Below are 12,567 nucleotides of genomic sequence, written 5' to 3'. Positions count from 1 at the left end.
AGCGCTGTCTCCGGCCCGCGCCCCCACCGCTTGACCGGCGGCCTCTTTCTGGTTCTCAATGTTCGACGGGGAGATCTGACACTGATGTACACCGACCTCGTGGCGGCCCTGGACATCGGCGGCACCAAGATCGCCGGCGCGCTGGTGGACGGTCACGGACGGATTCAGGCGCGCGCACAGCGTGCGACGCCCGCACAGCAGGACGGCGAAACGGTCATGCGGGCCGTCGAGGAGGTGCTCGGCGATCTCGCCGGGTCGCCCCTGTGGGGACGCGCCGCCTCGATCGGCATCGGCAGCGCGGGCCCGGTGGACGCCTCGGCGGGCACCGTGAGCCCGGTGAACGTGCCGGGCTGGCGCGACTTCCCGCTGGTCGCCCGGGTGCACGCGGCCACCGGCGGCCTGCCGGTCGAGCTGATCGGCGACGGCGTGGCGATCACGGCGGCCGAGCACTGGCAGGGCGCCGCCCGCGGCCACGACAACGCGCTGTGCATGGTGGTCTCGACCGGCGTCGGCGGCGGCCTGGTCCTGGGCGGGCAGCTGCATCCCGGCCCGACCGGGAACGCCGGGCACATCGGGCACATCAGCGTCGATCTCGACGGGGATCCGTGCCCGTGCGGCTCGCGCGGCTGTGTCGAGCGCATCGCGAGCGGCCCCAACATCGCCCGCCGGGCCCTGGAGCAGGGCTGGCGGCCCGGCCCCGACGGCGACACCTCCGCCGCCGCGGTGGCCGCCGCGGCCCGGCGGGGCGACCCGGTCGCCGTGGCCTCCTTCGAGCGGGCCGCGCAGGCCCTGGCCGCCGGGATCGCGGCCACCGCGACGCTGGTGGAGATCGACATCGCGGTGATCGGCGGGGGCGTCGGCAACGCGGGCGACATCCTCTTCACGCCGCTGCGCAAGGCGCTCGCCGACTACGCGACGCTGTCCTTCGTGCGGCGGCTGACGGTCGCGCCCGCGCAGATGGGCACGGACGCCGGCCTGGTCGGCGCCGCCGCGGCCGCGCTGGCCCGCAGGCCGGACGCGACCGCGGCGGGGGTCTGAGCGAGGCACCGGCGGGCGCCCGAATCCCCTCGGAATCGTCTCAGCAGCTGAGCCGGGCGTCCGCCCAGTCCGCGTGGTCCGAGTCGATGCCGTCGCCGCCGTCGGTGACGACGAGGCGGACCACCTGGGCGCCGGTGACATCGGCGGTGAGCGGCTGGGCCGGCTGTGCGTTGGTCAGCACACCGGTCGAGGCGGCCTTGGTGCCGTCCGCCCAGATCTCGAAGGCGACGGTGCCCTTCGCGCCCTTCTCGTCGTCCACGCCGACATCGGCCGTGACCTTCTCGCAGGCCTTGCCGGTGTAGAAGGAGACCTCGCTCTCGGCGTGTACGCCCAGCCCCTTGGGGTACACCACGCCGCCCAGGCTGATCGGGTGGCCGTCGCCCGCGTCGCTCTCCCCGTTGCTGGTGTCGCGCTCGACCGGTCCCCAGCCGCTGGTCGCCGACAGCCACGGCAGATCGCTGAGGTACGACGTCCCGGTGGGCGGCGCCAGCACGACGGTCGCGGTCAGCGGGAGGGTGCTGACGACGCTCTCGCCGGCGGGCGAGCGGTAACTCGCCTTGAGCGAGAGGCCGTACGACCCCGCCGGCGTCCCCGTCGGAGCGGTGACCTTCCAGCCGGTGCGCAGGGACCCGCCCGTGGGCAGGGCGGCGGCCGTGGTCGCCGAGGTGGGCCGGACGCTCCATCCGGCAGGGCCGGTCAGCGACACGGACACCCGGCGTGCGGCCGTGCGGCCCAGGTCGGTGACGGCGCTGGTCAGCGCGGCCGGGGTGCCGGCCTCCAGCAACGGGCTCGTGTCCAGGCCGAGTTCCACGGCGGGCGGGTGGGTGGCCCAGTCGGGGTCGGCCGAGACGCGCAGCAGGACCGTACCGTGGGCCGGAACGGTCGCGGCGATGGTGCCCGCGGTGTTGTAGCCGCGGTGCTGCCACAGGTCGCGCAGGGTGTAGCCGGGGGCGTCCGGGAGGCCGACGGCCGTGGCCGTGGTGGCGATCCGCTGGGCGGAGCCGGACTCGTTGAACAGGGCGACGGCGCGGCTGCCGTCCTTCATCTCCTTGGCGACGACCCACCGCCCGGCTCCCGAGGACACGACCGTGCCCTGTCTGCCCAGCGGGTCCTGGTCGACGGCGATGACCTCCTTGTTGTCCAGGATGTCGAAGGTCGCCGGGGAGGCCTTGCGCAGATCGGTGCCGATGAGCAGCGGCGCGGCCATGACCGACCAGAGGGAGAAGTGCGAGCGGTACTCGGTGTCGGTCATGCCGCCGTTGCCGACCTCCAGCATGTCGGGGTCGTTCCAGTGACCGGGTCCGGCGTACGGCGCGAGCGGCAGGTTCTGCTTGAGGATCGACACCATCGAACCCCAGCTGTCGCTGATGTCACCGGTGGTCCGCCACAGGTGGCCGACGTCCGAGGCCCACTCCCACGGCTTGTTCTCGCCCCATTCGCAGATGCTGTAGACGATGGGCCGGCCTGTCGCCTGGGAGGCAGCCTTGAGCGCGTCCCGCATGGTCCGGTAGCGCAGCTTCGCGTCGACGCCGAGGTTGTTGCAGTTGTCGTACTTGAGGTAGTCCACGCCCCAGTCGGCGAACTGCCGCGCGTCGCTGTACTCGTGGCCGAGCGCGCCCGGGAAGCCCGCGCTGTTGCAGGTCTTGATCCCGGCACTGGTGTAGATGCCGAGCTTGAGGCCCTTGGAGTGCACATAGTCGGCGACCGCCTTGATGCCGTTCGGGAAGCGGGCCGGGTCCGGCACCAGCTTGCCGTTCGCGTCGCGGTCCGGCAGCGCCCAGCAGTCGTCGAGGTTCACGTACCGGTAGCCGGCGTCCTTGAGGCCCTTGTCGACGAAGAGGTCCGCGATCCCCTTGACCATGGCCTCGTCGAAGTCCGCGCCGCAGTGCGTGGAGTTCCAGTTGTTGAAGCCCATGGGCGGGGTGAGGGCGAGGCCGTCGGCCAGGGAGGGCGCGGCGGCGGGGGGCCGGACGGGCGCCGCGACCGCGGGGGCGGCGAGGCCCGCCGCGCACAGCAGGCCCGCGGCGAGCGCTCCGGCCGCTCTTCGGCGGATGGTGCGGGTGTGAGGGTGACGCATCGTCGACGTTCCTCCGACTCGCGAAAGATGGATGACGGCATGTACGTGTCACCGGTGCGCGTTTACGGTAGGACGTGTCTGACTGTGTTGGAAGAGGTGGGTCAGAGTTGTTCGATATTCCGTCAGTCCCCTTGACGGTGGCGGATTTAGCGGGACGGTGAAGGGCCAGGCGTTCGATTGTGTTGGTTCGCCCGGCCTCCCGTCGCGGCGGCGGAACTCGTGCACGCCCCCGATGCGGCTGACGGACTCCACGCCGCCCCAGAGGTTTCACCCGGGCGGGCCGTGCGCGCGGACGGCCGGTCCGCAGAGCCCGATCGCGGCGATCCGCGTGACCCCTGGCGGGTTGCGCAGTTCACCACGGTATGAAGAAGCGCAGCATGCTCGCACTCGCCACCCTCGCCACCGGATTCGTCGTGGCCGCCGTCACCCCGTCGCACGGCGCGGACCACACACCTGTCGCCGACCCCGGTGTCTCCGGGACTCTCGACAGCGCCGACCACCCGGCCGGCCCGGACGGACCGGCCGCCGAGAACCACACGCCGGGGCACGAGTAGCCCGTGGCGCGAATGCGCCGGTGCCCCCGCCACAGGGGGCACCGGCGCTCTCCTGTGCGCGCCCTCAACGGGATGTGGTTTCCGTGGCAGGGTGGAGCGGGCAAGCCCCAGGGGGCCAACAGAAGAGGGGGAACCGTGACCGTCGTCTGGATCAACGGCGCTTTCGGTGCGGGGAAGACCACCACCGCACGGGAACTGATCGAGCTGATCCCGAACAGCACGCTCTTCGACCCCGAGGTCATCGGCGCAGCGCTCACGCACCTGCTGCCGCCCAAGTGCCTCGCCGAGGTCGGCGACTTCCAGGACCTGTCGATCTGGCGCCGGCTCGTGATCGACACGGCGGCCGCGATGCTGGCCGAGCTGGGCGGGACCCTCGTGGTCCCCATGACCCTGCTGCGCCAGGAGTACCGTGACGAGATCTTCGGCGGCCTCGCCGCCCGCCGGATACCCGTACGGCATCTGCTGCTCGCCCCGGCCGAAACGATACTGCGCGAGCGCATAGCCGGTCGGGAGATCCCACCGGACCTGCCCGACGGCGAGATGCGCGTCCGGCAGTGGTCGTACGACCACATCGAGCCCTACCGGGCCGCCCTCGCGGCCTGGCTCACCGCCGACGCCCACCTGGTCGACACCAGCGCCCTCGGCCCGTACGAGACCGCTGTCCGGATCGCCGACGCCGTCGGCAGCGGCGCCGTGGCCCCCTGCGAGATCGTGCAGACCCCCGAGCCCACCGCCGAGACCCTCGCCGCCGGGGTGCTGCTCTTCGACGAGCACGACCGGGTCCTGCTGGTCGACCCCACCTACAAGCCCGGCTGGGAGTTCCCGGGCGGTGTGGTCGAGCGGGGCGAGGCTCCCGCGCGGGCCGGCATGCGGGAGGTCGCCGAGGAGACCGGGATACGGCTGCGCGAGGTGCCGCGGCTGCTCGTCGTGGACTGGGAGCGGCCCGCACCCCCCGGCTACGGCGGACTGCGCCTGCTCTTCGACGGCGGCCGGCTGGACCCCGCCGAGGCGTCCGGGGTGCTGCTGCCGGGACCGGAGCTGCGCGGGTGGCGCTTCGCCACCGAGCAGGAGGCGGCCGGGATGCTGCCGCCGGTGCGCTACGAGCGGCTGCGCTGGGCGTTGCGGGCACGTGAGCGCGGGGCCGCGATCTATCTGGAGGCCGGTGTCCCGGTCGCCGGCCAGGCCGCCTGACAGCCCTTCGGTTCCCCGCCGCATCCATGATGTCGGCGGGGATTTCGCTGTTCCGTGGGGCGGGAGGGCCCCCGCGAGGACGCCGCCGGGTCAGTGTGCGTACGGATGTCCGTGACGGTGACGGTGACGGTGGTCATGGCCCTCGGGGCGCCGCGCCAGGGCCTTCGCGCGTGCGGTGACCTCGTCCGTGGACACGATGCCCAGGCCGGCGAGCACGTCCTCCAGGGCACCCAGCCAGAGCGGGTAGTAGTCGTAGGGCTCCGTTCGCGCCGACGCCTTCTCCCACGCGGAGATCCGGGCGATCAACGCGGCCTGGAACTGCGCCCAGGTGAACGCGCCCGCCTCGTGGAGACCGACGGCCATACCGAAGGCGCGGCTCTCCCACGGCTCGGCGAACACCAGCTCGCCGTTGGAGCGGGGCGGTGCGGCCGGGCCCTCGATGTCCAGCGGTGCGCTCATGGGGTCCCCGCCTTCGCCACGCCCACCATCGCGTCCCTCGTTACCAACGGCACGAGCTCTTCCTCGGAGAGGTGCTCGGTTCCGGCCGGCCGTTCGGGCAGCACCAGCCAACGCACCTCGCTGGTGGAGTCGCGGACGACGATCCGCACGTCGTCGGAGAGCACGAGTCCCATCTCGGCCAGCACCGTCCGCGGCTCCCTGACGATCCGCGCACGGTAGGCGGGGTCCTTGTACCAGCTCGGCGGCAGGCCGAGCACCGGCCACGGATAGCACGAGCACAGCGTGCAGACCACTACGTTGTGGGTGGTCGCGGTGTTCTCCACGACGACGATGTGCTCGCCCTGCTGTCCGGAGAATCCCAGCTCCTTGATGGCGGCGGTGCCGTCCGCGAGCAGCCGCCTGCGATACTCCGGGTCCGTCCAGGCCTTGGCGACGACCTTGGCCCCGTTGAGCGGTCCCACGCTGGTCTCGTAGGTGGTGATGATGCCGTTCATCACCTTCGGGTCGATCAGGCCCCGCTCGGTGAGCAGCTGCTCGAGCGCCTCGGTGCGCAGGGCCGCGGGAAGCCTCTCGCCCTGTCCGCGGGTGGTGGTCATGAGGTCGTCTCCAGGTAGCACTCGTACAGCTCCGCGGTGAGCGCGAAGGGTTCGGCGTCGGCGCCCCACAGCTCGTACGAGTCGAACCGCACCGAGTAGACGTGCTGCGGGTTCTCGCCCAGGAAGTGCGCGTTGGTGTCCGGCAGCACCGCGGCGGGCTGGACGAGTTCGACGACGCCGGTGCGGCCCCGCAGGTAGCCGGGGAGCCGGGTGTGCCCGGCCGGCGACATGTCCCTGGCGCGCACGCGCCGGCCGACGGCGAAGGCCGGAGCGGTGTCCACGGTGCGCAGCGAGCCCTCGGCGGCAGGGCGATAGTCCGGCCGGGTGGGCTCCGGGACCGCCGGTTCCCGGACGTGTTCGCCGCGCAGACTGCGGGCGCGCGCGTCGACCGCGCCCGGCGCCAGGACGGTGCTGTCCGTGAGCAACAGCTCCCCGGCGTTGATCCAGCGCCCGTAGTAGCCGTCGTCCAGGTAGGCGGCCCGGTCCAGGCGCTCCAGCGCGTGCCGGAAGGCGTCCGTGTTGATGCCGCCGCAGGCTACGCGGCTGGAGAGGATCGCAAGCGCGAAAGCCTTGCCCTGCCAGGGTTCCTCGAAGACGGGTTCATCGGGTCTCGGCGGATGAACGGGACCCCATCCGCGTGTTCCCCCCATATCGGCAATACCATCCATCACATAATCTCGCATATGTGGGCAATGGTGGACATGGTCACTGAAATTGTAGGCGAAGGGTGTTCTCGGCGTCGCGGTCCGCCGAAGGACACCCCGGTCAGCCGGTGGCCGTAGGGTTGTCCGTCGCTCTGCGCAGTGCCGCCGAAGCCCTGACCAGCACCGGGTCGCCGTGCCCGAAGCACGCCACCTCCGCGTCGAGGGAGGCCAACCGGTCCAGGGAGTCCAGGAGTTGCCGGCGGTCGAGGTTGAACACGCCCGGCATCACCGTTGCGTCCACCGGGGAGGCGGCCACCGTGTCGCCCGTGAACAGGACGCCCTCGTCGGGGACGAGCACGGCGATGCTGCCGTCCGTGTGCCCGGGGACGTGGACCACCCGCGCACCGCCGCCGAAGCCGAGCACCTCGCCGTCGGACACGGGGGTCACGCTCGGCGGGACCACCGGCTCGCCCTCGGGCAGCCACCGCGACACCTCCGCGTGGACCGGCAGTTCCCACTCCTCGAACCGCGGGGGCGGGCCGGGCCGTTCACCGCGTACGAACGGCGCGTCCAGACGGTGCGCCAGCACCTCGGCACCGCTCAGCGCGGCGAACTCGCCCGCCCCGCCCGCGTGGTCCTCGTGGAAATGGGTCAGCACGATCCGCCGTACGTCCCCGGGGGCGCGGCCCAGCGCCGTGATCGCGTCGGCGATCGTCCGGCCCGAGCCGACCGCGCCCGCGTCGATCAGCGTCAACTCCTCGTCGTCACGCCAGAGATAGGCCTGTCCGACGGGGAAGCGCAGCAGGTGGAGGCGGGGGAGCAGTTCGATGACGTCCATGCGCCGACCGTAGGCAGGGCCCCCGCCCGCGGGCGAGGGCCCTCTGCCGTGGGCAGAAGGGTTCAGCCCGCCGCGTAGTTGCGCAGGAACAGCGCCTCGGCGACCGAGAGCCGCTCCAGCTCCTCGGGGGACACGCTCTCGTTGACCGCGTGGATCTGCGCCTCCGGCTCGTTCAGGCCGATCAGCAGGATCTCCGCCCGCGGATAGAGACCGGCGAGGGTGTTGCACAGCGGGATGGAGCCGCCCTGGCCGGCGTACTGCATGGACTCGCCCGGGTAGGCGACCGCCATCGCGTCGGCCATGGCCTGGTAGGCCGGGCTGGAGGCGTCGGCGCGGAACGCCTGGCCCTGGCCGATCTGCTCGGTGCGCACCCGGGTGCCCCACGGGGTGTGCGCCTCGATGTGGGCCTGGAGCAGCTTGGCCGCCTCGGCCGCGTTCACGCCCGGCGGTACCCGCAGGCTGACCAGGGCGCCGGCGCTCGCCTGCACCGACGGGGTCGCGCCGATCACCGGCGGGCAGTCGATGCCGAGGACCGTCACCGCCGGGCGGGTCCAGATGCGGTCGGCCACCGAGCCGTCACCGATCAGCCCGACCCCGTCCAGCACCTTGGCGTCCTTGCGGAACTGCTCCTCGGTGTACTCCAGGCCGTCCCACCCGGCGGTGGAGTCGAGCCCGTCGACCGTGGTCGAGCCGTCCTCGGCGCGCAGCGAGTCCAGGGTGCGGATCAGTGCGGCCAGCGCGTCCGGGGCGGCGCCGCCGAACTGGCCCGAGTGCAGGTTGCCGACGAGGGTGTCCATCTGGATCCGGACCAGTGTCATACCGCGCAGCGTGGTGGTCACCGTCGGCAGGCCGACCCGGAAGTTGCCCGCGTCGCCGATGACGATCGCCTCGGCGTCCAGCAACTCCGGATGCTGCTCGGCGTACCGCTCCAGGCCGCCGGTGCCCTGCTCCTCGGAGCCCTCGACGATCACCTTGACGTGTACGGGCACGCCGCCGTTCGCCTTCAGGGCCCGCAGCGCGAGCAGGTGCATGATCAGGCCGCCCTTGCAGTCGGCGCTGCCGCGTCCGTACCAGCGGCCGTCCCGCTCGGTCAGCTCGAACGGCGGGGTGGCCCAGCCGGCCTCGTCCAGGGGCGGCTGCACGTCGTAGTGCGCATACAGGAGAACCGTTTTTGCGCCCTCCGGGCCCGGCAGCAGGCCGTACACGGACTGCGTGCCGTCCGGGGTGTCGAGCAGGGCCACGTCCTGGAAGCCCTCGGCGCGCAGCGCGTCGGCGATCCAGTTCGCGGCGCCCTCGCTCTCGCTCCTCGGGAACTGTGCGAAGTCCGCCACCGACTTGAAGGCGACCAGTTCGGCCAGCTCCGCCTTCGCCCGGGGCAGCAGCGAGGCGACGGTCTCGGCGACCGGATTCGACGACATGGGCACGCTCCTCGTGGGTGCGACGTTGAACTGCTGAGATAGACCGATCCTCCCACAGCTGCCTGCGACGACGGCCGCCGTAGGATGCGGGGGGACAGGTGCGGCAGCGGCTTGATCGGAGCAGTAGACCATCGTGAGCGGCGAGAACTCTTCGGCGGACGACGTGCAGCGGGTGTGGGACGTCGTCGTGGTGGGCGCGGGACCCGCGGGGGCTTCGGCGGCCTACGCGGCGGCGGTCGCGGGACGGCGTGTGCTGTTGCTGGAGAGAGCCGAGCTGCCCCGCTACAAGACCTGCGGCGGCGGCATCATCGGCCCCTCGCGCGACGCGCTGCCGCCCGGCTTCGAACTGCCCTTCCGGGACCGTGTGCACGCGGTCACGTTCTCGAACAACGGGCGCTTCACCCGCACCCGCCGCTCCAAGCACATGCTGTTCGGGCTGATCAACCGGCCCGAGTTCGATCAGCAGCTGGTCGAGCACGCGCAGAAGGCGGGCGCCGAGCTGCGCACGGGCGTCGCGGTGCAGCGGGTCGAGCAGCACGGCTCCGCGGTGCCGGACCGGCGCACGGTCGCGGTGGTCCTGCAGGGCGGGGAGACCGTGCTGGCCCGCGCGGTCGTCGGCGCCGACGGGAGCGCCGGCCGGATAGGGGCGCACGTCGGAGTCAAGCTGGACCAGGTCGACCTCGGCCTGGAGGCGGAGATCCCGGTCCCGGAGACGGTCGCCGAGGACTGGAAGGGCCGGATCCTGATCGACTGGGGCCCCATGCCGGGCAGTTACGGCTGGGTCTTCCCGAAGGGCGACACGCTGACGGTCGGCGTGATCTCGGCCCGTGGCGAAGGCGCCGCCACCAAGCGCTACTTGGAGGACTTCATCGCCCGGCTGGGCCTGGCCGGTTTTGAACCGAGCATCTCCTCCGGGCATCTGACCCGCTGCCGTGCCGACGACTCGCCGCTCTCCCGCGGCCGGGTGCTGGTCTGCGGTGACGCGGCGGGGCTGCTGGAGCCGTGGACCCGTGAGGGCATCTCCTTCGCGCTGCGCTCGGGCCGGCTGGCGGGGGAGTGGGCGGTCCGGATCGCCGAGGCGCACGACGCCGTCGACACCCGTCGCCAGGCCCTCAACTACGCGTTCGCGATCAAGGCGGGGCTCGGCGTCGAGATGAGCGTCGGCAAGCGCATGCTGGCCGCGTTCGAGCGCCGTCCCGGCATCTTCCACGCGGTCCTCACGGGCTTCCGTCCCGCCTGGAAGGCGTTCAAGGACATCACACAGGGCTCGACGTCCCTGGGCGAGCTGGTCCGCTCCCGCCCCATCGCCCAGCGCGCCCTGACCGCGCTGGACCGGGAGCCGGCCGCCCCGGCGGAGGATGCCGTCACTTCGTGACGGTGAGCCGGAAGACCGGGTGGTCGGGGGCGATCGCGAGAATCTCCTCGTCGGAGGAACCGGCCGTGACACCCGCGAAGTACTCCTTGACCTGCCAGCCCCACTTCTCCAGGTAGGTCCGCAGGACCGGGAGCTTCTCCTCGTCGGGAAGCTCCACCGCGGTGAACGCGCGCACCTTCCGGCCCACCCGCAGCTCTCCGCCGCCCGCGGCTCTCATGTTGCGCGCCCACTGGGAGTGACCGCGCGCCGAGACGAGGTACTGCTCGCCTTCGCTGGTGTGCGGGTTGACCGGGACGCGCTGCATCTTGCCGCTCTTGCGGCCGCGCACGGACAGCTCGGCGTTCCCCGCGAGGCTGAGCCCGTGCCGGGCGAGCCAGCCGACGATCCCGTTCACGCGCACGGTCATCGGGCTGCTCTCGACGTAGTACGGCGAAGACGACGACATGGTGACCCCCACTGTTCGGGAGAGCGGTGCTCTCGCTTGCCTTCAGTGTGGGGGAGGCAGGTGCTCCAAATCAAGAGCAGTGCTCTCTGATTTGTTCAGCGCTCTCGTTTGTGTGCACCGCTCTGACCGCGTGGCACACTGCTGCCATGAGCACCGCACAGGGCGCCCGCGCGCGGGCCAGGACCGAAGTCACCGCCGCCATCAAGGACGAGGCCCGCAGACAGCTCGCCGCGGAGGGTGCCGCCAAGCTCTCCCTGCGTGCCGTCGCCCGTGAGCTGGGCATGGTCTCCTCCGCGCTCTACCGCTACTTCCCGAGCCGCGACGACCTGCTGACCGCGCTGATCATCGATGCCTACGACTCCCTCGGCGAGGCGGCGGAGGGGGCGCACGCGAAGGTGGCCGGCGCGGACCCCGTGCGGCGCTGGACGACCGTGTGCGAGTCGGTGCGCGGCTGGGCGCTCGCCCATCCGCACGAGTACGCGCTGATCTACGGCTCGCCGGTGCCCGGTTACTCCGCACCCGAGTCCACCGTCCCGGCCGCCTCCCGTGTGGGTCTGCTCCTGATCGGCATCGTCCGCGACGCCCATCAGGGCCCCGGTCCGGCGGACGACCTGCCCCTCCCGGCCGAGCTGCGCCCCGAGGCCGAGCGCATGGTGGCGGACTTCGCGCCCGGTCTGCCCCCCGGGGTGGCGGTGGCACTGGTGGCGGCCTGGGCCGAACTGTTCGGGCTGGTCGGGTTCGAGCTGTTCGGGCAGTTCCACCGGGTCGTGGAGGACCGGGAGGCGTTCTTCCGGCTCTCGGCCGCCCGGCTCGCCCAGGGCGTCGGACTGGTCCGCGCCTGACACCCGCGGGCCGGGCCCGGCTCCCGCGCTCACCTATGCCTCGGGGACGAGGACGACCTTCCCGGCCACCGCTCCGGACTCGGCCAGCCGCATCGCCTCCGCGACCTCGGTGAGCGGCAGCCGGGCGGCGATCCGCGCCGTGACCTCGCCGCGCTCCAGCGCGTGGAACACCTGGGTGAGGTCGGAACGCAGCCGGGCCCGGAAACGGTCCTTGTGCAGGGCGCGACCCGCCCAGACGTTGAAGAAGTACGCGTGGCGGCCGTTCGGCAGCGCGTTCCACCACCACACCCGGCCGAGGATCTTCAGGACGGGCCACTGCTTGGAGCCCGTGTCGTCCCGGGTGGTGGCGCTGCCGTAGGAGACCAGGGTCCCGCCGGGGGCGAGCAGCCGCCAGGAATCGATGACGCTGCGCCCGCCGAGGTGGTCGAAGACGGCGTCGACCCCGCCGGGGGCGAGTTCCCGGACCCGGGCCGGGACGTTCTCGGTGCGGTAGTCGACCGGGGTGACCCCCAGGTCGCGCAGGGCCTCGTGATGGCGCGCGGACGCCGTGCCGATCACCTTCAGGCCCGCGGCGCGCGCCAGCTGGACCAGGACGGTGCCTACGCCGCCGTTGGCGCCGTGGACCAGGATCGTCCCGCCGCCGCGCACCCGGGCCCTGCGGTGCAGCATCTGCCATGCGGTGATCCCGTTGACCACCAGCGTCTCCGCCTCCGCCGCGCCGATCCCGGCCGGCACCTCCACGGCGTCGGCCGCGTCCAGAACCACATGGCTGGCCCAGCCGCCGACCTTGACCAGTGCGGCCACCCGCTTGCCGACGAGGCCGGGCGCGACGCCGGTGCCGGCCGTCAGGACCGTGCCGACCAGGTCGTAACCCGGCACGAACGGGAACGGCGGCTGGTCGTAGTAGCGGCCCCGGCGCATCTGCTGCTCCGCGAAGGACACGCCGGTGGCCTCCATCCGCACCACGATCTGCCCGGCGCCCGGCGTCGGGATGTCCCGGTGCCGCAGCTGCAGCTCCTCCGGCTCGACCGTGCCCGGCAGGACGACCTCGACGAGTTCCTTGCGTTCCATGACGACCTCCGGGTCGGAG

Annotated in this window: 13 protein-coding genes; 5 read left to right on the top strand and 8 right to left on the bottom strand. The window is 72.5% G+C overall.

The features are described 5' to 3' along the window. The first annotated feature begins 84 nt into the window (after positions 1-84). Entirely contained in the window at positions 85-1,038 is a 954-nt protein-coding gene (locus tag AVL59_RS29965; protein WP_067310622.1) for an ROK family protein, read from the top strand. A 40-nt stretch (positions 1,039-1,078) separates the two neighbouring features. On the opposite strand, the gene AVL59_RS29960 is transcribed toward AVL59_RS29965, so the two are convergent. Next, positions 1,079-3,115, bottom strand: a complete 2,037-nt coding sequence (locus tag AVL59_RS29960; protein WP_067310619.1) for an NPCBM/NEW2 domain-containing protein — start codon at positions 3,113-3,115, stop codon at positions 1,079-1,081. A 362-nt stretch (positions 3,116-3,477) separates the two neighbouring features. Here AVL59_RS29960 and AVL59_RS53325 point away from each other — a divergent pair, with 362 nt between their 5' ends. Continuing rightward, positions 3,478-3,669, top strand: coding sequence for a hypothetical protein (locus tag AVL59_RS53325; protein ID WP_067310616.1), 192 nt, complete (start codon positions 3,478-3,480; stop codon positions 3,667-3,669). 135 nt (positions 3,670-3,804) lie between these two features. Continuing rightward, positions 3,805-4,860 carry an NUDIX hydrolase gene (locus AVL59_RS29950; RefSeq protein ID WP_067310613.1) on the top strand — a complete coding sequence of 352 codons (1,056 nt, stop codon included), beginning with the start codon at positions 3,805-3,807 and terminating at the stop codon, positions 4,858-4,860. Positions 4,861-4,950: 90 nt separating this feature from the next. On the opposite strand, the gene AVL59_RS29945 is transcribed toward AVL59_RS29950, so the two are convergent. From AVL59_RS29945 to AVL59_RS29925, 5 genes are all read right to left on the bottom strand, one after another. Then, positions 4,951-5,319, bottom strand: coding sequence for a nitrile hydratase accessory protein (locus AVL59_RS29945; RefSeq protein WP_067310610.1), 369 nt, complete (start codon positions 5,317-5,319; stop codon positions 4,951-4,953). Then, positions 5,316-5,915: a nitrile hydratase subunit alpha gene (gene nthA, locus AVL59_RS29940; RefSeq protein WP_067310607.1), complete on the bottom strand. Its 600-nt coding sequence runs from the start codon at positions 5,913-5,915 to the stop codon at positions 5,316-5,318. Before nthA ends, AVL59_RS29945 begins: the two co-directional genes overlap by 4 nt. Further along, positions 5,912-6,583 carry a nitrile hydratase subunit beta gene (nthB, locus tag AVL59_RS29935; protein ID WP_067310604.1) on the bottom strand — a complete coding sequence of 224 codons (672 nt, stop codon included), beginning with the start codon at positions 6,581-6,583 and terminating at the stop codon, positions 5,912-5,914. Before nthB ends, nthA begins: the two co-directional genes overlap by 4 nt. A gap of 97 nt (positions 6,584-6,680) precedes the next feature. Next, positions 6,681-7,397: an MBL fold metallo-hydrolase gene (locus tag AVL59_RS29930; protein WP_067310601.1), complete on the bottom strand. Its 717-nt coding sequence runs from the start codon at positions 7,395-7,397 to the stop codon at positions 6,681-6,683. 62 nt (positions 7,398-7,459) lie between these two features. Beyond that, entirely contained in the window at positions 7,460-8,815 is a 1,356-nt protein-coding gene (locus AVL59_RS29925; protein WP_067310598.1) for a dipeptidase, read from the bottom strand. Positions 8,816-8,948: 133 nt separating this feature from the next. On the opposite strand from AVL59_RS29925, the gene AVL59_RS29920 reads away from it, so the two are divergent. After that, positions 8,949-10,190 carry a geranylgeranyl reductase family protein gene (locus AVL59_RS29920; RefSeq protein WP_067310595.1) on the top strand — a complete coding sequence of 414 codons (1,242 nt, stop codon included), beginning with the start codon at positions 8,949-8,951 and terminating at the stop codon, positions 10,188-10,190. On the opposite strand, the gene AVL59_RS29915 is transcribed toward AVL59_RS29920, so the two are convergent. Beyond that, on the bottom strand, positions 10,180-10,635 hold the full coding sequence (locus AVL59_RS29915) for a nitroreductase family deazaflavin-dependent oxidoreductase (RefSeq protein ID WP_067317939.1): 456 nt from the start codon (positions 10,633-10,635) through the stop codon (positions 10,180-10,182). The genes AVL59_RS29920 and AVL59_RS29915 overlap by 11 nt on opposite strands. 146 nt (positions 10,636-10,781) lie before the next feature. Here AVL59_RS29915 and AVL59_RS29910 point away from each other — a divergent pair, with 146 nt between their 5' ends. Further along, positions 10,782-11,477 carry a TetR/AcrR family transcriptional regulator gene (locus AVL59_RS29910; RefSeq protein WP_067310592.1) on the top strand — a complete coding sequence of 232 codons (696 nt, stop codon included), beginning with the start codon at positions 10,782-10,784 and terminating at the stop codon, positions 11,475-11,477. A gap of 33 nt (positions 11,478-11,510) precedes the next feature. Here the strand turns inward: AVL59_RS29910 and AVL59_RS29905 are convergent, their stop codons facing one another. After that, positions 11,511-12,548, bottom strand: coding sequence for a medium chain dehydrogenase/reductase family protein (locus AVL59_RS29905; RefSeq protein WP_067310589.1), 1,038 nt, complete (start codon positions 12,546-12,548; stop codon positions 11,511-11,513). Between the last annotated feature and the right edge of the window lie 19 nt (positions 12,549-12,567).

This window comes from Streptomyces griseochromogenes (assembly GCF_001542625.1).
In the GTDB taxonomy this organism is placed as follows: Bacteria; Actinomycetota; Actinomycetes; order Streptomycetales; family Streptomycetaceae; genus Streptomyces; species Streptomyces griseochromogenes.
Note: the sequence above shows the minus strand (reverse complement) of the source record. Positions and strands in the feature narration are given on the sequence as shown.